Genomic DNA, 25,429 nt, shown 5'->3' with positions numbered 1-25,429 from the left:
ATATAGTTGTGCGCATGACACCGATCTACACAGCCTCCGCAGTCAGCACCGGCGACGCCCGCAACGGCCACGTCCAGTCCACCGACGGTCTCATCGACGCCGACGTCCGCATGCCGAAGGAGATGGGTGGCGCCGGCGGCGCCACCAACCCCGAGCAGCTCTTCGCCGCCGGTTACGCGGCCTGCTTCCACTCCGCCCTCAAGCTCGTCGCCGGCAAGGCCAAGATCGACGTGACCGACTCCGAGGTCGTCGCCGACGTCAGCATCGGCGACAACGGCCAGGGTGGCTTCGGCCTCGCCGTGCAGCTCGAGGTGACGATCCCCGGCGCCGATGAGGCGACCGCGAAGCAGCTCGCCGACCAGGCCCACCAGGTCTGCCCCTACTCCAACGCGACGAGGGGCAACATCGAGGTCGCCCTGACGCTCGCCTGAGGCCACCTCGAGATACGACGGGACGTTTCTGCCCGTTACCAGCAGGTAGAGGGGCAGAAACGTCCCGTCGTACCCAGGTGGAACGAGAAGGGCCGCCCTCCCTGTGGGAGAGCGGCCCTTCTGTCTGAACCGTCGTCAGCCGAGGATCATCGACTTGCGCAGGTCCTTGTTGAGCTGGGAGATGACGTCGAGCGGGATCTCCTTGGGGCAGGCGGAGGCGCACTCACCGATGTTGGTGCAGCCACCGAAGCCCTCGGCGTCGTGCTGGCCGACCATCGACTGCACCCGCGAGTAGCGCTCGGGCTGGCCCTGCGGAAGCTCACCGAGGTGGGTGATCTTCGCGCCGAGGAACAGCGAGGCGGAGCCGTTGGGGCAGGCGGCGACGCAGGCGCCGCAGCCGATGCAGGTGGCCGTGTTGAACGCCCGCATCGCCTTGTCGCGCGGCGCGGGCACCGAGTTGGCCTCGGGGGCCGAGCCGGTGCCGGCCGAGATGTAGCCGCCGTTCTGGATGATCCGGTCGAACGCGGAGCGGTCGACGATCAGGTCCTTCACGATCGGGAACGACGAGGCGCGCCACGGCTCGATGGTGATCGTGTCGCCGTCCTTGAACGAGCGCATGTGCAGCTGGCAGGTCGTGGTGACCTCCGGGCCGTGCGCTTCGCCGTTGATCATCAGCGAACACATGCCGCAGATGCCCTCGCGGCAGTCGGAGTCGAACGCGACCGGCTCCTCGTTGTTGTGCAGGAGCTGCTCGTTGAGCAGGTCGAGCATCTCGAGGAAGGACATGTCCTGCGAGACACCGTCCAGCTCGTAGGTCTTGAGCGCACCCTTGTCGGACGCGCCGGCCTGCCGCCAGATCTTGAGGGTGAGCTTCACTTGTACGACCTCTGCTTCATCTCGATGGCGGTGTAGATCAGGTCTTCCTTGTGGAGGACCGGGGCGCCGTCCTCGCCGCCGAACTCCCAGGCCGCGACGTAGGCGAACTCCTCGTCGTGGCGCAGCGCCTCGCCCTCTTCGGTCTGCGACTCGCCACGGAAGTGGCCGCCGCAGGACTCGCGCCGGTTGAGCGCGTCGATGCACATGAGCTCACCGAGCTCGATGAAGTCGGCGACGCGGTTGGCCTTCTCGAGGTCCTGGTTGAGCGAGTCGGCGGAGCCGAGGACCTTGACGTTGGTCCAGAACTCCTTCTTGAGGTCGCGGATCAGGCCGATGGCCGTCTTGAGGCCTTCCTCGCGACGGTCCATGCCGCAGTATTCCCACATGATCTGACCGAGCTCCTTGTGGATGGACTCCACGGAGCGCTCGCCGTTGATGTTCATCAGCTTCTCGACGCGGGACTTGACCCCGTCGAGCGCCTCGACCACGGCCGGGTGGGACTCGTCGACCTTCTCGAACGGTCCGTCAGCGAGGTAGTCGGTGATGGTGTTCGGCAGCACGAAGTAGCCGTCGGCGAGGCCCTGCATCAGCGCCGAGGCACCGAGGCGGTTCGCGCCGTGGTCGGAGAAGTTGGCCTCACCGGTGCAGAACAGGCCGGTGATGCTGGTCTGCAGCTCGTAGTCGACCCACAGGCCGCCCATGACGTAGTGCACGGCGGGGTAGATCCGCATCGGCACCTCGTAGGGGTTCTCGCCGGTGATCCGCTCGTACATGTCGAGGAGGTTGTCGTACTTCTCCTCGATCTTGTCCTTGCCGAGACGCTCGATGGCGGCGCCGAGGTCGAGGTAGACGCCGCGGCGGAACTTCTTCACCGAGCCGTCAGGCTGGGTCTCGTCGACCTCCGGTCCGACGCCACGACCCTCGTCGCACATGTACTTCGCGGAGCGCGAGGCGATGTCGCGGGGGACCAGGTTGCCGAACGCCGGGTAGATCCGCTCCAGGAAGTAGTCGCGGTCCTCCTCGGGGATGTCGCGCGGGTCCTTGGTGCAGTCCTCGGCGTTCTTCGGGACCCAGATGCGACCGTCGTTACGCAGCGACTCCGACATCAGGGTCAGCTTCGACTGGTGGGCGCCGGTGACCGGGATGCAGGTCGGGTGGATCTGCGTGTAGCAGGGGTTGGCCATGTAGGCGCCCTTGCGGTGCGCACGCCACGCCGCCATGACGTTGGAGCCCATCGCGTTGGTCGAGAGGTAGAAGACGTTGCCGTAGCCGCCGGTGGCGAGCACGACCGCGTCGGCGAGGTGGGTCTCGATCTCGCCGGTGACCATGTTGCGGGCCACGATGCCGCGGGCCTTCTCGTCGACGATGATCACGTCGAGCATCTCGTGGCGGGTGAACTGCTCCACGGTGCCGGCGGCGACCTGGCGCTCCATGGCCTGGTAGGCGCCGAGCAGCAGCTGCTGACCGGTCTGGCCGCGGGCGTAGAACGTACGCGAGACCTGCACGCCACCGAATGAACGGTTGTCGAGCAGGCCGCCGTACTCGCGGGCGAAGGGGACGCCCTGCGCGACGCACTGGTCGATGATGTTGGTCGAGACCTCGGCGAGGCGGTAGACGTTCGACTCGCGCGAGCGGTAGTCGCCGCCCTTGACCGTGTCGTAGAAGAGCCGGTAGTCGGAGTCGCCGTCGCCCTTGTAGTTCTTGGAGGCGTTGATGCCGCCCTGGGCGGCGATCGAGTGGGCACGACGCGGGGAGTCCTGGTAGCAGAAGGACTTCACGTTGTAGCCGGCTTCGCCGAGGGTGGCAGCCGCGGCGCCGCCGGCCAAGCCGGTGCCGACGATGATCACGTCGAGCTTGCGGCGGTTGGCCGGGTTGACCAGACGGTTCTCGAACTTACGGGTGGTCCAACGCTCTGCGATAGGTCCGGTCGGAGCCTTCGCGTCGACGAGCTTGTCGCCGAGCACGTAGTAGCCCGCGGCGTCGTCGGATTTCTGGACCGACGCCTCGTTGGTCGGGGTCAGCCCGGGCAGGTAATGAGTTCCAGCAGCCATGTGTCAGATGTCCTTACGAGATGACGCCGAAGACGGTGAACAGGGGGACCAGCGAGAAGCCGCCGGCGACCACGATCGCGACGACCCAGCCGGCGACGCGGGCCCTGGCACGCGACTCAGCGGTGTTGGTGAACCCGAGCGTCTGGAGCGAGCTGAAGGTGCCGTGGTGCAGGTGGAAGGCGAGCGCGAGCATCGCGAGCAGGTAGATGATGACCATCCACCACTGCTCCGGCTGGAACGCGGCGGTCAGCAGTCGGAACGGGTTCTCGGTGACCTCGGCGGCCTGCCCGCCCGAACCCACGTTGATCTTCACGATGGTGAACTGGAGCAGGTGCCAGATGACGAAGAGCAGCAGCGCCACGCCGCCCCAGCGCATGGTGCGCGAGGAGAGCGAGGAGCCCTTGTTCTTCTTCACCGAGTACTTCACCGGGCGCTGCTTGCGGGCACGTACGGTGAGCGCGAGGGCCGCGCCGACGTGCGCCACCAGCGAGCCCAGGAGCACTACCCGCAGGATCCAGAGCAGCCCGCCGTAAGGAAGCATCGGCTCCCCGAACGTGCGCAGGTGATGCGCGTACTCGTTGTAGGCCATCTCGCCGCTGAACGCTTTGAGATTCCCGTACATGTGCGCCAGCACAAAGAGGATGAAGACGATGCCGCTGGCTGCCATGAGGAGCTTCAGGGCGATCGTCGAGCGCGTCGACCGCGCGCCTTTGATCAGAGTCGTGGTTGCCACGGCACGCACGCTACTACTCCCGGCGTCCGAAGCTGTACGCAGGTCAGGTGTGATCTGCGCGTCCTTCTCGGGCCGAGGAGGTTACTGGCGAGTAAGCCATCGTGGGGTTAGGCAAGCCTAACACTACGGTGGGTGACCTCGGCTCGCGCGCACGACGCGGTCAGGCGCGTCAGCAGCTCGTCGACGGCATCGGTCCACGGACGGGCGGTGGCCAGCTCTCGGGCGCGGTCGCCGAGAAGCCGTCGGCGCGGGTCGGAGACCACCGAGGCGACGGCGTCGGCGAGCTCGCGACCACGAGCGGGGTCGTAGAGCAGGCCGGTCTCGAGGTGGTGGACGATGTCGGCGGAGGCGCCCGAGCGTGGTGCCACCACCGGGATGGCGCTGGCCGCGGCCTCGCGCAGGATGTGGCCGCAGCCCTCCTCCTCGCCCGGGTGGACGAGCACGTCGAGCGAGGCCAGCGCGACGGCCATGTCGCCGGTGCCCAGCGGACCGGTCAGCTTCGCCTGCGGCACCCGCTGCTTGAGCCAGCCGCGCTGCGGCCCGTCGCCCATGATCACCAGCCGGATCCCCGGCACCGAGCTGAGCTCGGCCAGGCGGCGTACGCCGTGGCTCCTGGCCAACGTGCCGGCGTAGCCGACCACCACCAGGGGTGTGGGGCGCGACTTCGCCTTCGACCAGCGGCGGTGCAGCCAGTCGTCGCGCAGGCTGGGGGAGAAGGCGGCCGCGTCGACGCCGGGCTCCCAGACCTCGGAGTCGACCTCGATCGAGGCCAGCACCTTCCGCAGCCAGCGACTGGTGACGACGACCTCGTCGGCGAGCTCGGCGATCCCGGTGCTCCAGGTCAGCGCATCCTTCGGCGGGACGGGCGACTGCTGCACGACCAGCGAGGTCGCGGCCGCCGCGGCCGGCGCGGACAGCGCCTTGCGCCCGAGACGGCCCGGGTCGAAGGTGACCACGGCGTCAGGCGCGAAGGACTCCAGGGCGCTGCGTACCTGCCGTCCGATCTTGGCGATCGGGGAGACGCGGACGACCTGGCTGTTGCGGTAGACCGCGAGGCCCGGGCCAGGTGCGATGAAGCGCACCTCGTGGCCTGACTCGATCATGCGGTCGGCGATGGCCTTCACCGTGGTCGTGACACCATCGATGGTAGGAAAGAAGCTCTCGGTGACCAGCGCGATCTTCATGGGACAAGCGTCCTGCCCGGGGATGGCGAGCGCGCGACACGCGTGTTGATCTGGGATGAACCATCGGCATAGGGGCAGGCTTTCTGTGCCCGAGCGGGCCCGGTGACGACGAAGAGCGCGACGAGCGCGACGAACAGTGTGATGAGGACGATCAGTGGCGGTATCCAGGCGAGTCCGGACCCTTTCGGCGGCCCTCGCGGTGGCCGGAGTGATGGGGATGTCGGCCTGCAGCCAGTCACCCGAGCAGGCGCCGAGCGCCGACCCGGTGCCGCAGCAGCCCTCGAGCGCGACACCGTCGTTCACGAGGCCGGCCGAGAAGCCCAACATGCTGATGATCACCGTCGACGACCTCTCCGCGCTCGACATGGACTACCTGCCCAGCGTGAAGAAGCTGGTCGGCGACAGCGGCGTCACCTTCACCGACGCGGTCGCGCCGACGCCCATCTGCGTGCCGGCGCGGGCGTCGCTCCTCTCGGGGCAGTACGCCCACAACCACGGCGCCCACACCATCCACGGACCTGATGGCGGCTACCCGTCCTTCGACGGTTCGGAGACGATCGCGACCTCGCTGCAGGCGGCGGGCTACACGACGTTGTTCGCCGGGAAGTACCTCAACGAGTACGGCGAGAAGGGCAGCCGCCACGACGTGCCCCCGGGGTGGGACCAGTGGCGCGCCACCATCGACCCGTCGACGTACAACTATCTGGGCGCGAAGTTCAACGTCAACGGCCGGGTGGTCAAGCCCCGGGGCTACTCGACCACCGTCATCACCCAGCAGGCGCAGGCCGAGCTCAGGGACGCGAAGAAGAAGGACGCGGCCGGCGCCAGCCCGTCGAGCCCGTCGAGCCAGCCGAGCCAGTCGGGCCAGCGGGCGAAGCCATGGTTCCAGTGGGTCAATTATGTGGCGCCCCACCTCGGCGGCCCCACCCAGAAGGGCGATCCCGAGCAGCGATTCCGGGGCACCAAGGGTGCGATCGGGGTGCCGGTGCCCGACAAGCAGGATCGCGACGTCTACGCCGACAAGCCGATCCCGCCGCGGCCCAACCTGTTCCCGAAGGCCCGTGAGGGTTTCCCGAAGGGTTCGCCGTCACGGAAGAAGCCGACCCAGGTCGAGAAGGACGCCTACCGGCTCTCCTTCCAGCGGCGGATCGAGTCGGCGCGCAGCCTCGACCGCAACATCGCCGCGATGCTCAAGGGCCTGAAGAAGAGCGGCGAGCTCGAGAACACCATGGTCGTCTTCAGCTCCGACAACGGATTCTCGACCGGCTACCACAACTTCAACGGCAAGCTCTGGCACTACGAGGAGTCCCTGCGCATCCCGGTGCTGATGAGCGGCCCCGGTGTGCCCAAGGGGCGCGAGGTCGCCACCCCGGTCACCAACCCCGACATCGCGACGACGCTGCTCGCTGCCGCCGGCGCCGAGAACCCCCGCGAGCCCGACGGTGTCGACATCCTGCCGTGGCTCAGCGCTCCTCGGCAGAACCGGGTCATCCCGATCGAGGCGTGGCCGACCTCCGACGGCACCGAGCGGCTCTGGTCCGGTGTGCGCGTGGGGCGGTGGACCTACGTCAAGCTCAAGACCGGCGGGGTCGAGCTCTACGACCGCACCACGGACCCCTACGAGATGAAGAACCTCGCCGACGACCCGGCGCACGCCGGCACGCGCGAGCGGCTCGCCGACCTGAGCGAGAAGTATCGCGACTGCGCCGGCGACACCTGCCCCAAGCGAATGTACGCCGCCAACAGGCCGCTCGACCTGGCCGGTCTGTAGATCGGTCTCTAGATCGGTCGGCAGTCCGGTCTACAGGCGGACGGGCTCGACAGGTCCGATCGTCGTCAGGTTAAAGTAGACTAAATAACTCATATTACTAGGAGTGTTTGGTCATGTCGGTCGGCGACCTGTTCACCCGTCGCAAGCGAGCCGCGGTGGCGACGGCCGCGATGAGCGCGCTCGCGGTGACCGGCCTGGTGCACGAGCCGGCCGCCGTGGCGGCCGCCCCGTCGCGTACGCCTGCTCTCGAGCGGCCCGTCGAGAAGCCCAACCTGCTGATGGTCACCGTCGACGATCTCTCCTACCTCGACATGGACTACCTCCCGCAGGTGCGGAAGCTGGTCGAGCGCAGCGGGGTCTCCTTCTCCGACGCGATCGCGCCGACGCCGATCTGCGTGCCGGCCCGGGCCTCGCTGCTGACCGGCCAATACGCCCACAACCACGGCGCGCGCACCATCGAGGGGCCGCACGGCGGCTATGGCGCCTTCGACGACTCCTCGACCCTGGCGACCTCGCTGCAGGACGCGGGCTACTCGACGATCATGTCGGGGAAATACCTCAACGGCTACGGCGAGGGGGAGACCCGTGGCGACGTGCCGCCGGGGTGGGACCAGTGGCGCGCGACCGTCGACCCGTCGACCTACAACTTCCGATCACCGAAGTTCAACGTCAACGGCGAGGTGATCAAGTCGAAGGGCTACTCCTCCGATGTCATCACCCAGCATGCGAAGGCGGGGATCGCGGCCGAGCGCGGCTCCGGCAAGCCGTGGTTCTCCTGGGTCAACTACGTGGCGCCGCACCACGGTGGGCCGAGCGGCCCCGACGACCCGAAGAAGCTCTACCCGGGCACCGACGCCGCGCTCTCGGTGACCGTGCCCGCGAAGCGTGACCGCGGCACCTACGACAACCTCCCGATCCCGTCGCGGCCCAACCTGTTCCCCGACGACGTCTCGGGCTATGCGAAGGGGTCGCCGGCGCGCGGGAAGTTCAGCGACCTGAAGAAGAAGGCGCTGCGGATCGCCTACCAGCGCCGGATCGAGGCCGTCCGTGGCCTGGACCGCACCATCTCCTCGCTGCTCGGCGACCTGAGGAAGAGCGGTGACCTGAAGCGCACGATGGTCGTCTTCACCTCCGACAACGGCTACTCGGCGGGCTATCACAACCTCAACGGCAAGCTGTGGCACTACGACGAGTCGTTGCGGATCCCGGTGCTGATGAGCGGGCCGGGCATCCCGCGCGGGCGCACGGTGCGGACGCCGGTCACCAACCCCGACATCGCCGCCACGCTGCTGGCCGCGGCCGGCGCGAAGGCGCCGCGCCCGCTCGACGGCGTCGACATCATGCCGTGGCTGCGCGCCCCGGAGCAGGTGCGCGTGATCCCGATCGGCGGCTGGCGGGTCACCGACGGCAACCGGAAGCTGTGGACCGGGATCCGTGCCGGATCCTGGACCTACGCCCGGCTCCACAACGGCCAGGTCGAGGTCTACGACCGCTCCTCGGACCCCTATGAGCAGCACAACCTTGCCCGGGTGCCGGCCCTCGCCGGCACCGTCGAGGCGCTCGCCCGGCTGAGCGAGAGGTATGCCGACTGCGCCGGCTCGACCTGCCCCCGCGACATGTACGCAGCGGGCGGCGCCCTCGATCTGGAGCGGCTGTGACCCGCGTCGGCGACGTGGAGCGGGAGGCCGCCCGTGGCCGGATCGTCGAGGCGTACGCCGCGGGGAGGATCGACAGGCCCGAGCTGGAGTCGCGCGCCGAGGCGGTCTGGGCTGCGGTTCACACCGACGATCTCGCAGCGGTGGTCGACGACCTGGGCGAGAGACCGGCACCGCCTCGCGGGGCACGATCCCGCCTCGTACGAGATCTTCTGGTCTTCCTGATCTGCAGCGCGATCGCCGTCGTGGTCTGGCAGCTGACCGGCCGCGGCTTCTTCTGGCCGACCTGGGTGATCGTCTATACAGGGCTACCGCTGCTGCGGCCGCTGGGCACCGGATGGTGTCTCGGTTAATGGTCGCAAACCTCACACTCTGTGGCTGTCGTCACCGAGTGGCCTTATCGTTGCGCGCATGAACGACGCCGTTCGCGCCGCCGTGCCTCTCAGTCAGCCGGCGGACGCCCATTCCCAGGAAGAGTGGGAGGCGGCGACCGCAGCCGTCCTCCGCAAGACAGGTCGCTTGACGTCCGATGACGCCGACTCGGCCGTCTGGGACAAGCTGACCCGCACCTCCCTCGACGGACTCAGGATCGCCCCTCTCGGGCTGCCGGGCGAGTCCTACGCGGACGTGCAACGCCCCACCCGATCGGGGGCCTGGGACATCCGATCGCTCGTCTCGGGGCTCTCCGGGATGGACGCGAAGGCGGCCAACGAGGCGGCCCTGGTCGACCTCGACGGCGGGGTCTCCTCGCTGTGGGTCGCCGCCGACGAGACCACCGACCTGGGGGTGCTCCTCGACAACGTGCTCCTCGACCTCGCGCCGATCGTGCTCGATGCGCCCATCGGTGCGGTCAAGGTCGCGCAGAACCTGCTTGCGCTGATCGCCGAGCGTGACGCCGGCATGCACGCCGCGACCAACCTCGGCGCCGACCCGATGGGCGCGCTGCTGCGCGACCTGCCGCTCGCGCCCGACGAGGCGTTCTCCGAGCTGGTCGACCTGGCGCGCCTGGCCGAGGGGATCGGCGTGCGTGCGATGGTCGTCGACGCCACGGCTGCCCACGACCTGGGTGCCTCCGACGCCCAGGAGCTCGGCTGGTCGATCGCCGTCGGCGTCGCCTACCTGCGTGCGCTGACCGAGGCGGGCTTCTCGCCCGCCGTGGCCGCCGGGCTCATCGAGTTCCGCTACGCCGCGACCGACGAGCAGTTCCCCACCATCGCCAAGCTCCGCGCCGCTCGCCAGCTGTGGGCGCGGGTGCTCGAGGTCTCCGGCGCCGAGGGCGTCGAGATGCGCATCCACGCGGTCAGCTCGCGGCCGATGCTCTCGAAGTACGACCCCTACGTGAACATGCTCCGTGGCACCGTCGCGGCGTTCGCGGCCGGTGTCGGCGGGGCCGACTCGGTGACCGTGCTGCCCTTCGACTCCGCCAACGGAGTGCCCGACCGCTTCGGTCGCCGGATCGCTCGCAACGTCTCCCACCTGCTGATCGACGAGTCGCACGTCGCCGCCGTCGCCGACCCGGCGGGCGGTTCCTACGCTGTCGAGAGCCTGACCTCCGACCTGGCCGAGGCCGGCTGGGACGCCTTCGTCCAGCTCGAGGACGAGTGGGAGGGCGGGCACGACTTCTCACCCTTCCGCGACCGGATCGCCGCGGTCTCCGCAGAGCGTGAGAAGGCGATCGCCCGGCGCAAGCGGCCGATCACCGGCCTCACCGAGTTCCCCAACCTCGCCGAGACGCTGCCCGAGCGGCCGGCCGACCCGCTGAGCGAGCGGGTGGCCCGCTACGGAGCCTCGTTCGAGGCGCTGCGTGATGCCCCGGCCTCCACCAAGGTCTTCCTGGCCACCATCGGCACCATCGCCCAGCACACCGCCCGGGCCACCTTCGCGACCAACCTGCTCGCCGCGGGCGGCATCGGCGTCGAGGTCGGCGGTGCGACCGCCGACGCCGAGGAGGTCGTCGGCAAGTATCGTGCCGCCGGCGCGCCAGCTGTGGTCTGCCTGGCCGGCTCCGACAAGACGTACGCCGCCTGGGGTGCCGAGGCGATCGCGGCCCTGCGCGAGGCCGGAGCCACGCACATCATCATCGCCGGGAAGCCCGACGCCGTCGACGCCGAGGTCGACGACGCCGCCTCGATGGGCGTCGACGCGCTCGCCTTCCTGACCGCTACGAGGGAGAAGCTGTCATGACGATTCCCGGCTCTTTCAAAGGGATCCCCCTGCAGGGCGACGGCGCCCCGGCGGGTCCGACGGCCGACGCGTCCGGCGAGCCGTGGCTGAGCCCCGAGGGCATCGAGGTGCTGCCGACGTACGGGCCCGAGCATCTCGAAGCCCTCGACGCGCTCGACACCTACCCGGGGCTGAGCCCGTTCCTGCGCGGGCCCTACCCGACGATGTACACCACCCAGCCGTGGACGATCCGGCAGTACGCCGGGTTCTCGACCGCAGAGGAGTCCAACGCCTTCTACCGGCGCAACCTGGCGGCCGGCCAGAAGGGCCTCTCGGTCGCCTTCGACCTCGCCACCCACCGCGGCTACGACTCCGACCACCCGCGGGTGCGTGGTGACGTCGGCATGGCGGGCGTCGCGATCGACTCGATCTACGACACCCGCACCCTCTTCGACGGCATCCCGCTCGACGAGATGTCGGTCTCGATGACCATGAACGGTGCCGTGCTGCCGGTGCTCGCGCTCTACATCGCCGCGGCCGAGGAGCAGGGGGTGGCCCCGGAGAAGCTCGCCGGAACCATCCAGAACGACATCCTCAAGGAGTTCATGGTCCGCAACACCTACATCTACCCGCCGGCGGCGTCGATGCGGATCATCGGCGACATCTTCTCCTACACCGCCGCGAAGATGCCCCGGTTCAACTCGATCTCGATCTCCGGCTACCACATGCAGGAGGCCGGGGCGACCGCCGACCTCGAGCTCGCCTACACGCTGGCCGACGGCGTCGAATACCTCCGCACCGGTCTCGACGCCGGGCTCGACGTCGACGCCTTCGCGCCGCGGCTGAGCTTCTTCTGGGCCATCGGGATGAACTTCTTCATGGAGGTCGCCAAGATGCGCGCGGCCCGTGCGCTCTGGTCGCGTCTGGTCTCGCAGTTCGACCCGAAGAACCCCAAGTCGCTCTCGCTGCGCACCCACAGCCAGACCTCCGGCTGGTCGCTGACCGCGCAGGACGTCTTCAACAACGTCGGCCGCACCGCGATCGAGGCGATGGCCGCGACCCAGGGCCACACCCAGTCGTTGCACACCAACGCCCTCGACGAGGCGATCGCGCTGCCGACCGACTTCTCGGCTCGCATCGCCCGCAACACGCAGCTGCTGCTGCAGCAGGAGAGCGGCACCACCGAGATCATCGACCCGTGGGGCGGCTCCTACTACGTCGAGAAGCTCACCCACGACCTCGCCGAGCGTGCCTGGGCCCACATCCAGGAGGCCGAGGCGGCCGGCGGGATGGCCAAGGCGATCGAGCAGGGCATCCCGAAGATGCGCATCGAGGAGGCCGCCGCCCGCACCCAGGCGCGGCTCGACTCCGGTGCGCAGAAGCTGATCGGCGTCAACACCTTCCGCCAGGCCTCCGAAGACCCGCTCGACGTGCTCAAGGTCGACAACGACCAGGTCTACAAGCAGCAGATCGCCAAGCTCGAGCGGCTGCGTGCCGAGCGGAACGACGACGACGTACGCCGCACCCTCGAGGCCATCACCAACGCGGCCGGCGGCGAGTCGGGCCCTAACCTCGAGGGCAACCTGCTGGCGCTGGCCGTGGACGCGGCGCGCGCCAAGGCGACCGTCGGGGAGATCTCCGACGCGATGGAGAAGGCGTGGGGACGCCACCAGGCCGTGATCCGAACGATCTCGGGCGTATACCGGGACGAGGCGACGACGTCGGGAGACTCGAAGGTGACCGATGTATTGGCGGCGACCAAGGAGTTCGAGGAGGCCGAGGGGCGTCGTCCGCGCATCCTGGTCGCCAAGATGGGCCAGGACGGCCACGACCGCGGCCAGAAGGTCGTGGTCTCGGCCTTCGCCGACCTCGGCTTCGACGTCGACGTAGGCCCGCTGTTCTCCACCCCCGAGGAGGTCGCGCAGCAGGCGGTCGACGCCGACGTACACATCGTCGGGGTCTCCTCGCTGGCCGCCGGTCACCTCACGCTGCTCCCCGCGCTCAAGGCGGCGCTGGAGGAGCAGGGGCGCCCGGACATCATGATCGTCATCGGCGGCGTCATCCCGCCCGACGACGTCGCGACGCTGGAGCAGATGGGCGCTGCCGCCGTGTTCCTCCCCGGCACCGTCATCGCCGACTCGGCGATCGACCTGCTCACCCGCCTGCGGGAGCAGCTCGGCCACTGACCTCCTGCTCGCATCGCTGGTCGAGCCGGATTCGTGAGGAACGAACGAATCCGTGTCGAGACCAACACGGTCGTCTCGAGCGTGGATGGGACTGTGTTGGTCTCGACACGCTCGCTGGCGCTCGCGGCTCGACCAGCGGTGGAGCGGATACCCTCGCAGGTGTGACGGACATCCGCCCCTCGAGGGCAGACGACGAGCTGACGAGGGTCGGTCCGTACGAGATCCTCACCAGGCTCGGCGAGGGCGGCATGGGCGTGGTCCATCTGGCCCGTCACGCCGACAGCGGCGAGCGGGTGGCGCTCAAGGTGCTGCGCACCAACGTCGTGGGCGACGAGGAGACTCGGCAGCGGCTCGAGCGCGAGGTGCGGTCGCTGGGGCAGGTGCGAAGTCCGTGGGTGGCGGAGATCGTCGACGCCGACCCGTTCGCCGACACGCCCTACGTCGCGACCCGCTACGTGCCCGGGCCGACGCTGCACGAGCGGGTCAAGGCCGACGGCCCGATGCTCGGCGAGGACCGGTTCTGGCTGGCCAGGTGCCTCGCGGCCGGCGTGGCCGCCTGCCACGACGCCGGCGTGCTGCACCGCGACGTGAAGCCGTCCAACGTCGTGATGGAGGGGAGCACGCCGGTGCTCATCGACTTCGGCATCGCCCGCGTCGCCGACGACCCGAAGATCACGCTCACCGGATGGCTGATCGGCACCCCCGGCTACCTCGCCCCCGAGATCGTCGAGGGCGAGGAGGCGACGGCGGCCAGCGACGTGCACTCCTGGGCGGCGACGACCGCCTATGCCCTGCTGGGCAGGCCACCCTTCGGCACCGGTCCGTCGATGGCCGTCCTGGATCGCGTACGCCGCGGCCAGCACGATCTGGGCGGCATCGAGGGCACGATGCGAGACGTGCTGGCAGACGCGCTCGCCACCGACCCGCAGGCTCGGCCCGGGCTCGAGGAGCTGCGCGAGTGGCTGATGGAGCCCGAGACGGCCTGGTGCGGAGGCAGGGCCGACGCGGTCACCGAGGTGCTCCGGGCGACGTTGCCGCTGACGGCTGTGGAGCCGCCCGCCGCGGACGAGATCGCGGACGAGATCGCGGACGAGGTGGCGGTGGAGGAGATCGCGCCGACGGCGGTGACGGTCGCCGAAGCGCCCGACGCCCCTGTCGTGGTGCGCCGATTCGACCCGTCGGCCACCCCGCCGCCGGCGCCGGCACCCGAACCCGACTGGGGCCGGCCGAGCCGCCACTCGAGCCTGCGCCGCTGGCCGGGGCCGATGCACTTTCTCATCCTGGTCGCGCTCGCCGCGATCCTGGCCGGTGTCGTCGCCGCCTACCCCGTGCTGGGAGCGACGCTGGTCGGCATCGGAGTCTGGTCGCTGCGCGGGCTCTCGCTGGCCGGTGAGCACCTCGCGAAGCGGCGCGAGCTTCGCGGCCGGAAGTGGTACGACGCGCCCCGGGTGCTCGTCCGCTCGCCGTGGGACCTGGTGCGCGCCGTGCCCGGCACCGTCGTGCTGAGTGTGCTGACCGGTGTGATCGCGGCCGCCGTCGGCGTGGGCGCAGCGGTGCTCGACCTGCCGTTGACCGCGGTGCTCTTCGCCGCGGCGATGACCTTCATGGCCGCCTCGTGGCTCGCCTCCGAGCGCGTGCGTGACACGCTCGGGCCGGTGGCCAGGGCGGCGTCGACCTCGTCGCCACGATGGATCGTGGCTCTGGTCGCCCTGGTGATCCTCGCCGTCGCCATCGTCTGGGCTGCCGCACAGGCGGGTGTCTCCTGGGTGCCGCTGGAGGGTGTCGGGGCGAGCGGGCTGCCCGACAGGGTTCGCGAGGTCCTGGGGCGCTGAGGGTCAGGGCAATCAGAGTCGGGCGGTCAGAGCCGGGCGGTCAGAGTCGGGCGGTCAGAGTCGGGACAGGACTGCCCCGCCGTGGATGCCGACGACCTGCCCGGTGGTGAACCCGGCGTCCGGCGAGGTCAGATGAGCGACCAGCGCGGCGACCTCGGCAGGGGTGCCCGGACGGCCCACGGGGATGCGGGACGTGCGGTCCTCGATCAGCTCGGGGCTGCGGCGCGAGTCCCAGAACTCGGTGTCGGGGATAAAGCCGGGAGCGACGGAGTTGGCGGTGATGCCGTCGGCCGCGACCTCGGCGGCGAGTCCGGTGATCCAGGAGTTGATGGCGCCCTTGACGGCGCCGTAGGACCCGTTGCCGCGCAGCGCGGAGATCGAGCTCATCGCCACGATCCGACCGCCAGGGCGGGCCAGCTTCGAGCGCAGCGCCTCGACCGGGAGGACCGCGGTGAGCACGTTGAGCCGGAAGTCGGCGGTCCAGCCGTCGGCCACCGTCTCCAGGTCGTCGCCGCCCGACGGCGTGAACCCGCCGGCATTGAGCACGAGCACGTCGAGCCGGTCCGGGCAGGCATCGGCAAGGGCGCGCACATCAGCCGGGTCGGTGCAGTCGGCGACGACGTACGTCACCCGGTCGGCGCCGAGGGCGCCGTTGATCTCCGCAGCCGCGGTCTTCAGGGCCTCCGTCCGGCGCCCGGCGATGGTTACGTCGAGCCCATCGGCCGCCAGTCGCTCCGCGATCGCGCGCCCCAGTCCGGTTGCGCCGCCGGTCACCACCGCTGTTCTCTTCATCTCGGTCACGTCGGTCGAGCGTACCGGCGCTCACCAGGCTCCGCTGGACGAGCCGGGACGTCGGCGGTCCGCCTTCTTGGCTAAGGTGCTGGCATGCCTGGGCCCGACGTACAAGACCTCCTCGACGGCATCACCGAAGGCAAGCGGGCAGCGGTCTCGCGTGCGATCACGCTGGTGGAGTCGTCCAAGCCGCAACATCGCGACATCGCGCGCGAGCTGCTCACCCGGCTCCCGGCCGGCAGCACGGTGCGGGTCGGCATCTCCGGGGTGCCCGGTGTCGGAAAGTCCACCTTCATCGAGGCGCTCGGCAGCCGGCTGACCGCCAACGGGCTCAAGGTGGGGGTGCTGGCCGTCGATCCGAGCTCCGTACGCACCGGCGGATCCGTGCTCGGCGACAAGACGCGCATGCAGCGGCTTGCGGTGGACCCCAACGCGTTCATCCGGCCCTCGCCGAGCGCCGGCACGCTGGGCGGCGTCGCGAAGGCGACCGTGCAGGCGATGGCGGTGCTGGAGTCGGCCGGATACGACGTGGTGCTGGTCGAGACCGTCGGCGTCGGTCAGTCGGAGGTGACCGTCGCCGGGATGGTCGACACGTTCCTCTTCCTCACGATCGCGCGCACCGGCGACCAGCTGCAGGGCATCAAGAAGGGCATCCTCGAGATCGCCGACGTGATTGCGGTGAACAAGGCCGACCCGGGCGACCCCAACCGCGCCCAGGAGGCGCGTGCGGCCGCCCGTGAGCTCGCCGGAGCGCTGCGCCTGGTGCGCTCGCGCGAGGAGTGGGCGCCGCCGGTGGTCACCGCCTCGGCGCTGCACGACGACGGCGTCGACTCGGTATGGGAGCAGGTGATGGCCCACCGCAAGCACCTCGGCGAGGACGGGGTGAAGACCAAGCGCGCCGAGCAGCAGCTCGACTTCACCTGGGCGCTGGTGCGCGACGAGCTCGACCAGCGGCTCAAGCACTCCGAGGGCGTCAAGGCGATCCGCGACGAGGTGCGCGACGAGGTGCTCTCCGGGCAGCTTCACGCCACCGTGGCGGCGGACAAGATCCTCGCCGCCTACGACAAAGATTAGTCTGACCGGACTATGTTCGTACCTGCTGCCTTCCTCGCCGAGCGAGTCGATGCCTACGCCGCCGAGCTCACCGACCTCCGCCGCGACATCCACGCACACCCGGAGCTCTCCTGGCAGGAGCACCGCACCTCCGAGATGGTCGCCGAGCGGCTGGAGAAGGCCGGCTGGCACGTCGACAGGGCCAGCGCGACCGGGCTGATCGCCGACCTCGGCGACCGCGTCCAGGCGCAGGGCGCGCAGCGTACGACGGCCCCGAGGGTGGTCGCGCTGCGCGGTGACATGGACGCGCTGCCCGTCGACGACGTCACCACCGACACCTGGGCGAGCACCGTGCCCGGGGTCGCCCATGCCTGCGGCCACGACGTGCACACCACGGCGCTCCTCGGCGCCGGTCTGGCGCTCGCCGACCTGCATCGCGAGTCACCGCTGCCGGGTGGCGTACGCCTGCTGTTCCAGCCCGCCGAGGAGGTCATGCCGGGCGGCGCGCTGCACCTGATGAGCCTCGGCGCGCTCGATGACGTGGAGCGGATCTTCGCGCTCCACTGCGACCCCACCGTCGAGGTGGGCCGGGTCGGGCTCCGCAGCGGGGCGCTGACCAGCGCCGCCGACCTGATCGAGGTGCATCTGAGCGGCACCGGCGGCCACACCTCGCGCCCGCACCTGACCGGTGACCTGGTCTTCGCGCTCGCCAAGGTGACCACCGAGCTGCCGGCGATCCTGAGCCGGCGGATGGACCCGCGCGCCGGTGTCAGCGTGGTGTGGGGCAAGGTGCAGGCGGGCCAGATCCACAACGTGATCCCCGGTCACGGGGTCGTCGGCGGCACCATCAGGATCCTCGACAGCGACGCCTGGAGCGAGGTCGAGCACGTCGTGCGCGAGGTGGTCGCCGAGATCATCGCGCCCTACGGCGTGACGGCCGCCGTCGACTACACCCGAGGCGTGCCGCCCGTGAGCAACGACGAGGACTCCCACCAGATCCTGCTCGCCACGGTCCGTGAGGTCTTCGGCGAGCGCGGCGCCGTCGTCTCCGCGCAGAGCCTCGGCGGCGAGGACTTCGGGTGGTATCAGGAGCAGGTCGCGGGCTCGATGTTCCGCCTCGGCGTACGCACGCCCGGTGGCCCCGTCTACGACCTGCACCAGGGCGACCTGCGCATCGACGAACGCGCGGTGGGCGTCGGGGCCAAGGTCTTGGCCGCCGCCGCCCACCGCGCGCTGAGCTGATCCCGGGCTGATCCCGCGGGGGAGTCGCTAGGCCTTCCGGTAGGGCACCCCGGTGGCTGCTGGTGCACGAGAGTGCCCGACGAGGCCGGCCACCGCGAAGATGGTCACGATGTAGGGCAGCATCAGCATGAACTGCGACGGCACGGGGGAGCCGATGACGGAGAGCACCGACTCGACGTTGGAGGCGAAGCCGAAGAGCAGCGCCGCCAGGGTCGCCCTGATCGGGTCCCACTTGCCGAAGATCACCGCGGCCAGAGCGATATATCCCGCACCACCGGTCATCTCGCGCCCGAACGACGGCACCGAGACGAGCGTGTAGGTCGCGCCGCCGATGCCCGCGATCGCGCCGGCCAGCAGCACCGTGCGGTAGCGGGTGGCGATCACGTTGATGCCGACGGTGTCGGCCGCCTTCGGGTGCTCGCCGACCGCGCGCACGCGCAGGCCCCACTTGGAGCGGTAGAGCGCCCAGGCGACCAGGAAGACGGCGGCGTACATCAGGTAGACGAGCACGGTCTGCCGGAAGAAGATCGGGCCGAGCACCGGGAGGCCGGAGAGCAGCGGGATCTCCCAGCGGGGGAAGTGGGGCGGGTTGTTGAGCAGCGCCGCGTTCTCCGAGAGGACCTGGGAGAACATGAAGCTGGTGAAGCCGATCACCAGCACGTTGAGGACGACGCCGACGATGACCTGCTGGACCCAGTAGGTGATCGCGAACAGCCCCAGGAGCAGCGCGACCAGCATCCCGGCGATCATCGCCGCGATGAGACCCACCCACGGCGACCCGGTGAGGGAAGCGGCGATCGCGGCGCCGAAGGCACCGAAGAGCAGCTGCCCGTCGATGGCGATGTTGACGACGCCCGCGCGCTCGCCCAGCACGCCGCCCAGCGCGCCGAACACCAGCGGCACCGCCAGCGCGAGCGCACCGGAGAGCAGGCCGACGACGGGCAGCGTCTTGCCCGCGACCGCCCAGGCCAGGAACCCGGAGACCGCGAACACGGCGAAGGCCGCGACCACCACCAGCGGAGTCTTGCGGCCAGCGAACGAGCACCAGGCCGCGTACGCCGCGCAGAGCAGGCACAACGTGACGGTCGTCCACACGATGAGGTTGGCGGGGAGGGAGACGTCGGGGATGGTGAACCAGTCGCCGTCGCGGGCCCACCGGAAGGTGGAGTCGCCGCTGCGTGGGTTCGTCAGGACGAGGAGCGCGACCAGCACCGTGAACACGCCCATGACGCCCGGGGTCTTCCACAGGCCCGGGATCCGTTCGGCGGTTCCCGGGGCGTCGTTGTTGACCGGAAGCTCGACTGCAGACACGGTGCTCAGGCCTCCTTCGAGGGGAGTCGGAAGATCGCCTTGACCAACGGCGGCGCGGCGAGGAACAGCACGATCAGGGACTGGATGACGAGGACGATGTCGACGGGGATGCCCTCGGAGGCCTGCATGAAGAAGCCGCCGGCCTTGAAGGCACCGAACAGGATCCCGGCCGCCAGGATGCCGAACGGGCGTGAGCGTCCGAGCAGGGCCACGGTGATCGCATCGAAGCCGATCCCGGCGTCGAGGCCGCTGGTGACGCCGTCGGTCACCGAGCCCAGCACCTGGTTGACCGCGGCCAGCCCGACCAGGGCCCCCGAGATCATGAAAGCGCTCAGGTAGGCGACACCGACGTTGATGCCGGCCGCCCGGGCCGCGGCAGGGTTCTCCCCGACCGCGCGGAACCGGTAGCCGAGCGAGGAGCGGTTGAGGATCCACCAGACCAGGAACGTCGCGAGCACCGCGAGCAGGAACCCGGCGTGCAGGTTGAACTGCGGACCGAGCAGGCTCGGCAGGACGGCCGAGTCGGGCATCGGAGCGGACTTCGGGTTACCCGATCCCGGCGCCTGGAGCAGCGACTCACGGGTGAGCGCGTAGAAGACCAGGTAATAGCCGACGTAGTTGAGCATGATCGTCACGATCACCTCATGGGCACCCGTGAGCGCCTTGAGGAGACCGGCGATCCCACCCCACAGAGCGGCGGCGAGCGCACCGGCCAGGATGGCCAGCGGCAGGTGCACGATCATCGGCAGGTCGAGGGTGACCGCGACGTACGCCGCTGCGGCGCCACCGAGCAGCATCTGCCCGCGGCCGCCGATGTTGAACAGCCCGGCCCGGAAGGTCAGACCGATGCCGAGCCCGGCCAGGGTCAGCGGCGCGGCGAACTTCAGCGTCTCGGTGATCGGCTTGATCTGCTGGATGAAGGTGCCGCCGAGGTCGTTGTAGACCGCACCACGCCACAGCGAGACGTACGCCCCCGAGATGGCCTCCCACGCGTAGTAGAACGTGTCGTAGGGGCGGGCGAAGAAGTAGGAGAGCGCGTAGCGGACGTCGGCGTCGGTGAACAGGATCAACAGCGACCCGAAGAACATCGCCAGCACCACCGAGAGCACGGCCACCAGCGCGTTGCCTGTGGTGATCTCGCGCAGTGCCGTGTGCCAGCGGGCCGCGTCGGGCGAGCGGTCGGTGTCGGTGGCCGCGGGGGCGTCGACGCGTACGTCGGTGGACTCCGGCCCCTGCGCCTGCTCCTGGGCCTGCTCGGGGGTCTCGACCGGCTCGTTCTCCGGTCCCTTCTCGCTCATGCCTCGGTTCCTTCCGGGGACTCGCCGGCCATCATCAGGCCGAGGGTTTCGCGGGAGGCGTCGGCGGGCACGACGCCCACGACCCGCCCTCGGTAGAGGACCATGATCCGGTCGGCGAGGGCGGAGATCTCGTCGAGCTCGGAGGAGACGACGAGCACGGGTACGCCCGAGTCGCGCGCCGCCACGATCTGCTTGTGGATGAACTCGATCGACCCGACGTCGACCCCGCGCGTGGGCTGCGAGGCGACGAGGAGGCGCAGGTCGCGGGAGAGCTCGCGGGCCACGACGACCTTCTGCTGGTTGCCGCCCGAGAGCTGTCCGGCCAGCGTCGAGACCCCTGAGGCGCGCACGTCGTACTCCGCCAGCTTCTCCTTGGCGAAGGTGTCGAGCTTCTTGAGGTTCAGCGAGCCGCCGGAGACGAACGGCTTGTCGTAGCTGCGGTTGAGCATGAGGTTCTCGGCGATGGTGAAGTTGCTGACCAGGCCGTCGACCTGCCGGTCCTCGGGGACGAACCCGATGCCCGCCTCGAGCGCTTTGCGCACCGAGCGGCCGACGATCTCGCGGCCGTCGAGCTTGATCGATCCCTCGACGTGCGGCGCCAGGCCGACCATCGCCTCGGTGAGCTCGGTCTGGCCGTTGCCCTGCACCCCGGCGACGGCGAGGATCTCGCCCGCGTCGATGTGGAAGCTGATGCCGTCGACGTGCACGTAGCCGTCCTCGTCGGCGACGGTGAGGTCCTCGACGACCAGTGCGCGCTCGCCCGGCTGAGCGGGCTCCTTGTGGACCTTCAGCTCGACCGGTCGGCCGACCATCAGTGCGGCGAGCTCAGCGTTGGACGCCTCCGGAGAGGTCTCTCCGACGACAGCGCCTCGGCGGATGACCGTGATCCGGTCGGCCACCTCCCGCACCTCACGAAGCTTGTGGGTGATGAACACGATGCCGGTGCCGGACTCCTTGAGCTGGCGCATGATCACCATCAGCTCGTCGGTCTCCTGCGGCGTCAGCACCGCGGTCGGCTCGTCGAAGACGAGCACCTCGGCGTCGCGCGAGAGCGCCTTGATGATCTCGACCCGCTGCTGCACGCCGACGGGGAGATCCTCGACGAGCGCGTCGGGGTCGACATGGAAGCCGAAGCGCTCGGAGATCTCGCGCACCTGCTTGCGGGCCGCGGCGATGTCGAGCTTGCCGGCGAAGCCGGTGGCCTCGTGGCCGAGCATGACGTTCTCGGCCACGGTGAAGACCGGGATGAGCATGAAGTGCTGGTGCACCATGCCGATGCCGGCGGCCATCGCGTCGCCGGGCCCTTTGAACCGCTGCGGCTCGTCGTCGATGAGGATCTCGCCCTCGTCGGCCTGGTAGAGGCCGTAGAGCACGTTCATCAGCGTGGACTTGCCCGCGCCGTTCTCACCCAGGAGGCAGTGGATCTCACCCGGCTCGACGGTCAGGGAGATGTGGTCGTTGGCGACCAGGGAGCCGAAGCGCTTGGTGATGTCGCTCAGCGCGAGTCTCATGGCACGGATCATTCCTTGCGGGGATGGACAAATTCCAGAGGTACGTCGTGTCGGATCTGCTGTGAAGACTTCCCGACAGGGGCGAGGGGGCCGGGTGGTGGCCCGGCCCCCTCGTGCTCAGACGAGCAGGGTCACTTCGCGAGGTAGGAGTTGACCTTGATCGAGCCGTCCTTGATGTCGGCGGTCACCTGGTCGAGCTCGTCGGGAAGGGTCTTGGAGACCTTCGATTCGAAGTTGTGGAACGGCGCCAGGCCGACCCCGTCGTTGTCGAGGGTGCCGACGTACGGCGTCGCGTCGAACTTGCCCTCGCTGGCGGCGACGATGACGTCGGTGGCGGACGTCTTCATGTTCTTCAGGATGGAGGTGAGCACGACGTCCTTGGTCTTGGGGTCGGTCTCGTAGAAGTCGGCGTCGACACCGATCAGGGCGACGTCCTTGCCGGAGTCGGCGATCGCGGTGAGCGCACCCTGGTAGATCGGGCCGCCGACGGGCAGGATCACGTCGGCGTCCTGCTGAATGATCTGGCGGGCGGTGTTGGTGGCCTTCTCGTTGGCGACGAACTCGCCGGTGAAGGTGCCCTTCTCGCCGCCGGTGTAGCCGACGACCTTGACGTCCTTCTTCTTGGTCTTCGCGTAGTACTCCGCGCCCTGCTTGAAGCCGTCCATGAAGATGGTCACGGTCGGGAACGGCTCACCGCCGTAGGTGCCGACGACGCCGGTCTTGGTGTAGTCGGCCGCGGTGTAGCCGGCCAGGAACGCGGCCTGCGCGGTGTCGTAGAGGATCGGCTTGATGTTCTCGGCGTCGGCCTTGCCGTCGAAGTCGGCGTCGGCGGCGTCGTCGATCAGGACGTACTCGGTCTCGGGGTTGGCCTTGGCGGACTTGATCGTCGCGGCAGAGAGCGCGAAGCCGACGGTCACGATGGTGTCGCAGCCCTGGGCGACGAGGCTCTCGAGGTTGGCGGCGTAGTCGTTCTCACTGTTGGACTCGACGGCCTTCGGCTTGGTGCCGATCTTCTCGGCGGCGTCCTGGACGCCCTCATAGCTGAGCTGGTTGAACGACTTGTCGTCGAACCCGCCGGCGTCGGAGACGATGCAGGGAAGGTAGTCGCTCTTCTTCTCGCCTGCGCGCTCGGCCGGCGCCTCTCCGCACGAGGCGAGGGCGGCTGCGGCCAGGACCGCAGCGACGCTGCCGGCGGCGGCCTTCTTGATGTTGTTCTTCACTGGTGCCTCCAGGTCGTTGCTCCGCGGATCCACGGAACAAGGGACATTCATGGTCCGAACGTTCTCCCTATCGACCGAGCAACGCCAGGGATTCCGCAAACGGTTACCAACTTTTGATCTCGCCGAAGCCTAAGCCTCCGAGGCTGTGTCTCGAAGTTCGCTCAGGCTTTAAGGTCGAGCCATGACCGAGAAGCAGACGTACGCCGCAGGCGGCTTTGACTGGGAATCCCTGCGCACGCAGGCCGTCGAGGCCGCAAAACATGCGTACGCCCCCTACTCCATGTATCGCGTCGGAGTGGCCGGGATCGCCGACGACGGACGCCTGCTCCAGGGCTGCAACGTCGAGAACGCGGGCTACGGCGTCACCCTGTGCGCCGAGTGCGGCCTCGTCTCCTCGCTGCACATGACCGGCGGAGGCCGCCTCACCCACGTCGTCTGCGTCAACGGCACCGGCGAGGTGATCATGCCCTGCGGCCGCTGCCGTCAGCTGCTCTGGGAGAACGGCGGACCCGAGCTGCTCCTGTGGACCGTCTCGGGCGTGAAGACCATGGCCGAGGTGCTCCCCGACGCCTTCGGCCCGGAGGCCCTGGCCTGACCGGACGCGGCCGTCGTCGCCCGATAGGGCCGTGGGGCGGTCGCGCCTTACGCTGTCCGCATGGCGGAACATGATGCGGTCGAGGTGATCCTCGCCAAGCGCGACGGCGGCGAGCTGAGCGACTCGCAGATCGACTGGATGATCGCGGCCTACACCCGGGGTGCCGTGGCCGATGAGCAGATGTCGGCGCTCAACATGGCGATCCTGCTCAACGGGATGTCGCGGCGTGAGATCGCGCGGTGGACGGCGGCGATGATCGCCTCGGGCGAGCGGATGTCGTTCGACTCCCTCGACCGGCCGACGGCCGACAAGCACTCCACCGGTGGTGTGGGCGACAAGATCACGCTGCCGCTCGCGCCGCTCGTGGCCGCATGTGGCGTCGCCGTGCCGCAGCTCTCCGGTCGCGGGCTCGGCCACACCGGTGGCACGCTCGACAAGCTCGAGTCGATCCCCGGGTGGCGCGCGGCGCTGTCCAACGAGGAGATGCTCGCGCAGCTCGGCTCCGTCGGTGCGGTGATCTGTGCGGCCGGCGACGGTCTGGCCCCGGCCGACAAGAAGCTCTACGCGCTGCGCGACGTCACCGGCACCGTCGAGGCGATCCCGCTGATCGCCTCCTCGATCATGTCGAAGAAGATCGCCGAGGGCACCGGAGCGCTCGTGCTCGACGTCAAGGTCGGCGCGGGCGCGTTCATGAAGACGCTCGACTCCGCGCAGGAGCTGGCCCGGACCATGGTGGATCTCGGCACAGACGCCGGCGTCAGCACGGTCGCGCTGGTGACCGACATGGCCACCCCGCTGGGGCTGACGGCCGGCAACGCGATCGAGGTCGCCGAGTCGGTCGAGGTGCTGGCCGGAGGTGGCCCTGCCGACGTCGTCGAGCTCACCGTGGCCCTAGCCCGTGAGATGCTGACCGCAGCCGGTGTGGACGCCGACCCGGCCGAGGTGCTGGCCTCCGGCAAGGCCATGGACGCCTGGCGCGCGATGATCTCGGCGCAGGGCGGCGACCCGTCGGCTCCGCTGCCGGTCGCCCGCGAGACCCATGTGGTCACCGCGCCCACCTCGGGCGTGCTGACCCGGCTTGACGCGATGGCCGTCGGGCTGGCCGCGTGGCGGCTCGGGGCCGGCCGCGAGCGCAAGGAGGACCCGGTGCAGGCAGGGGCCGGCGTCACCTGGCACGCCCGCCCGGGCGACACGGTCGCCGCCGGTGCGCCGCTGTTCACGCTGCACACCGACACCCCCGAGCGCTTCGACCGGGCACTGGCCGCGCTCGAGGGTGGCTTCGAGATCGAGGACGGCGCTGCGTACGAGGCGACGCCGTTGATCCTCGACCGGATCGGCTGACTCGACCCGCGGGCCGGCGAGACCGCCTGCGGCCGCGCGTCTGCCTTCGCGAGCTGTAACACGTCGTTCGTAGGACTACTCGCCCGTTCTGAACGACCGGATAGTCCGTGTAACAGCGTGTTACACCTCGCCTGACGGGCCGGCGCGGGAGATAACCGGTCGCCCCTGACGACCACCTGAGGCC

20 protein-coding genes are annotated in these 25,429 nt (G+C 69.6%); 11 read left to right on the top strand and 9 right to left on the bottom strand.

Translation table 11 applies throughout. From position 1 onward, the window contains the following. Positions 1–14 precede the first annotated feature (14 nt). Entirely contained in the window at positions 15–431 is a 417-nt protein-coding gene (locus FB381_RS20195; protein WP_141781935.1) for an organic hydroperoxide resistance protein, read from the top strand. A 135-nt stretch (positions 432–566) separates the two neighbouring features. Here FB381_RS20195 and FB381_RS20190 read toward each other — a convergent pair whose 3' ends face one another. The 4 genes from FB381_RS20190 to FB381_RS20175 all read right to left on the bottom strand — a co-directional run bounded on the left by FB381_RS20190 (position 567) and on the right by FB381_RS20175 (position 5,275). Further along, complete coding sequence (locus tag FB381_RS20190) at positions 567–1,307, bottom strand: succinate dehydrogenase/fumarate reductase iron-sulfur subunit (protein ID WP_141781934.1); 741 nt, start codon at positions 1,305–1,307, stop codon at positions 567–569. Then, on the bottom strand, positions 1,304–3,358 hold the full coding sequence (locus tag FB381_RS20185; protein ID WP_141781933.1) for a fumarate reductase/succinate dehydrogenase flavoprotein subunit: 2,055 nt from the start codon (positions 3,356–3,358) through the stop codon (positions 1,304–1,306). The genes FB381_RS20190 and FB381_RS20185 overlap by 4 nt, the downstream gene beginning before the upstream one ends. A 13-nt stretch (positions 3,359–3,371) precedes the next feature. Next, positions 3,372–4,091, bottom strand: coding sequence for a succinate dehydrogenase cytochrome b subunit (locus FB381_RS20180; protein ID WP_170225245.1), 720 nt, complete (start codon positions 4,089–4,091; stop codon positions 3,372–3,374). Between the two features lie 107 nt (positions 4,092–4,198). After that, positions 4,199–5,275, bottom strand: a complete 1,077-nt coding sequence (locus FB381_RS20175) for a glycosyltransferase (RefSeq protein WP_141781931.1) — start codon at positions 5,273–5,275, stop codon at positions 4,199–4,201. Positions 5,276–5,429: 154 nt separating this feature from the next. On the opposite strand from FB381_RS20175, the gene FB381_RS20170 reads away from it, so the two are divergent. From FB381_RS20170 to FB381_RS20145, 6 genes are all read left to right on the top strand, one after another. Next, positions 5,430–7,046 carry a sulfatase family protein gene (locus FB381_RS20170; protein WP_246088223.1) on the top strand — a complete coding sequence of 539 codons (1,617 nt, stop codon included), beginning with the start codon at positions 5,430–5,432 and terminating at the stop codon, positions 7,044–7,046. Positions 7,047–7,159: 113 nt separating this feature from the next. After that, complete coding sequence (locus FB381_RS20165; protein WP_141781930.1) at positions 7,160–8,704, top strand: sulfatase-like hydrolase/transferase; 1,545 nt, start codon at positions 7,160–7,162, stop codon at positions 8,702–8,704. Next, positions 8,701–9,054 carry a DUF1707 SHOCT-like domain-containing protein gene (locus FB381_RS20160; RefSeq protein WP_170225244.1) on the top strand — a complete coding sequence of 118 codons (354 nt, stop codon included), beginning with the start codon at positions 8,701–8,703 and terminating at the stop codon, positions 9,052–9,054. Before FB381_RS20165 ends, FB381_RS20160 begins: the two co-directional genes overlap by 4 nt. Before the next feature lie 58 nt (positions 9,055–9,112). Beyond that, positions 9,113–10,885: a methylmalonyl-CoA mutase family protein gene (locus FB381_RS20155; RefSeq protein WP_141781928.1), complete on the top strand. Its 1,773-nt coding sequence runs from the start codon at positions 9,113–9,115 to the stop codon at positions 10,883–10,885. Next, positions 10,882–13,050 carry a methylmalonyl-CoA mutase gene (scpA, locus tag FB381_RS20150; RefSeq protein ID WP_141781927.1) on the top strand — a complete coding sequence of 723 codons (2,169 nt, stop codon included), beginning with the start codon at positions 10,882–10,884 and terminating at the stop codon, positions 13,048–13,050. Before FB381_RS20155 ends, scpA begins: the two co-directional genes overlap by 4 nt. Positions 13,051–13,211: 161 nt before the next feature. Next, positions 13,212–14,882: a protein kinase domain-containing protein gene (locus FB381_RS20145; RefSeq protein ID WP_141781926.1), complete on the top strand. Its 1,671-nt coding sequence runs from the start codon at positions 13,212–13,214 to the stop codon at positions 14,880–14,882. Between the two features lie 54 nt (positions 14,883–14,936). Here the strand turns inward: FB381_RS20145 and FB381_RS20140 are convergent, their stop codons facing one another. Then, a complete protein-coding gene (locus tag FB381_RS20140; protein ID WP_170225355.1) occupies positions 14,937–15,674 on the bottom strand; it encodes an SDR family NAD(P)-dependent oxidoreductase in 738 nt (245 codons plus the stop codon). Positions 15,675–15,767: 93 nt separating this feature from the next. On the opposite strand from FB381_RS20140, the gene meaB reads away from it, so the two are divergent. Further along, a complete protein-coding gene (gene meaB / locus FB381_RS20135; RefSeq protein ID WP_141781925.1) occupies positions 15,768–16,748 on the top strand; it encodes a methylmalonyl Co-A mutase-associated GTPase MeaB in 981 nt (326 codons plus the stop codon). A gap of 12 nt (positions 16,749–16,760) precedes the next feature. After that, the gene (locus tag FB381_RS20130; protein WP_141781924.1) at positions 16,761–17,969 is read left to right on the top strand and encodes an amidohydrolase; all 1,209 of its coding nucleotides are present in this window, start codon (positions 16,761–16,763) and stop codon (positions 17,967–17,969) included. 27 nt (positions 17,970–17,996) lie between these two features. Here the strand turns inward: FB381_RS20130 and FB381_RS20125 are convergent, their stop codons facing one another. The 4 genes from FB381_RS20125 to FB381_RS20110 form a co-directional block, all read right to left on the bottom strand. After that, complete coding sequence (locus tag FB381_RS20125) at positions 17,997–19,280, bottom strand: ABC transporter permease (protein WP_211352504.1); 1,284 nt, start codon at positions 19,278–19,280, stop codon at positions 17,997–17,999. Positions 19,281–19,285: 5 nt separating this feature from the next. Beyond that, positions 19,286–20,578 (bottom strand): ABC transporter permease, encoded by a 1,293-nt coding sequence (locus tag FB381_RS20120; protein WP_141781923.1) that lies wholly within the window; start codon positions 20,576–20,578, stop codon positions 19,286–19,288. Continuing rightward, complete coding sequence (locus FB381_RS20115; RefSeq protein WP_141781922.1) at positions 20,575–22,089, bottom strand: ABC transporter ATP-binding protein; 1,515 nt, start codon at positions 22,087–22,089, stop codon at positions 20,575–20,577. Before FB381_RS20115 ends, FB381_RS20120 begins: the two co-directional genes overlap by 4 nt. 131 nt (positions 22,090–22,220) lie before the next feature. Beyond that, positions 22,221–23,309 carry a BMP family lipoprotein gene (locus FB381_RS20110; protein WP_211352502.1) on the bottom strand — a complete coding sequence of 363 codons (1,089 nt, stop codon included), beginning with the start codon at positions 23,307–23,309 and terminating at the stop codon, positions 22,221–22,223. A gap of 181 nt (positions 23,310–23,490) precedes the next feature. Here FB381_RS20110 and FB381_RS20105 point away from each other — a divergent pair, with 181 nt between their 5' ends. Together FB381_RS20105 and FB381_RS20100 are read left to right on the top strand one after the other, a co-directional pair. After that, positions 23,491–23,904 (top strand): cytidine deaminase, encoded by a 414-nt coding sequence (locus FB381_RS20105; protein ID WP_141781920.1) that lies wholly within the window; start codon positions 23,491–23,493, stop codon positions 23,902–23,904. Between the two features lie 60 nt (positions 23,905–23,964). Further along, complete coding sequence (locus FB381_RS20100) at positions 23,965–25,245, top strand: thymidine phosphorylase (protein ID WP_141781919.1); 1,281 nt, start codon at positions 23,965–23,967, stop codon at positions 25,243–25,245. The last annotated feature ends 184 nt before the right edge of the window (positions 25,246–25,429 follow it).

It is taken from the genome of Nocardioides albertanoniae, from assembly GCF_006716315.1.
Classification (GTDB): Bacteria; Actinomycetota; Actinomycetes; order Propionibacteriales; family Nocardioidaceae; genus Nocardioides; species Nocardioides albertanoniae.
This window is presented reverse-complemented; position numbering and strand designations above follow the sequence as displayed.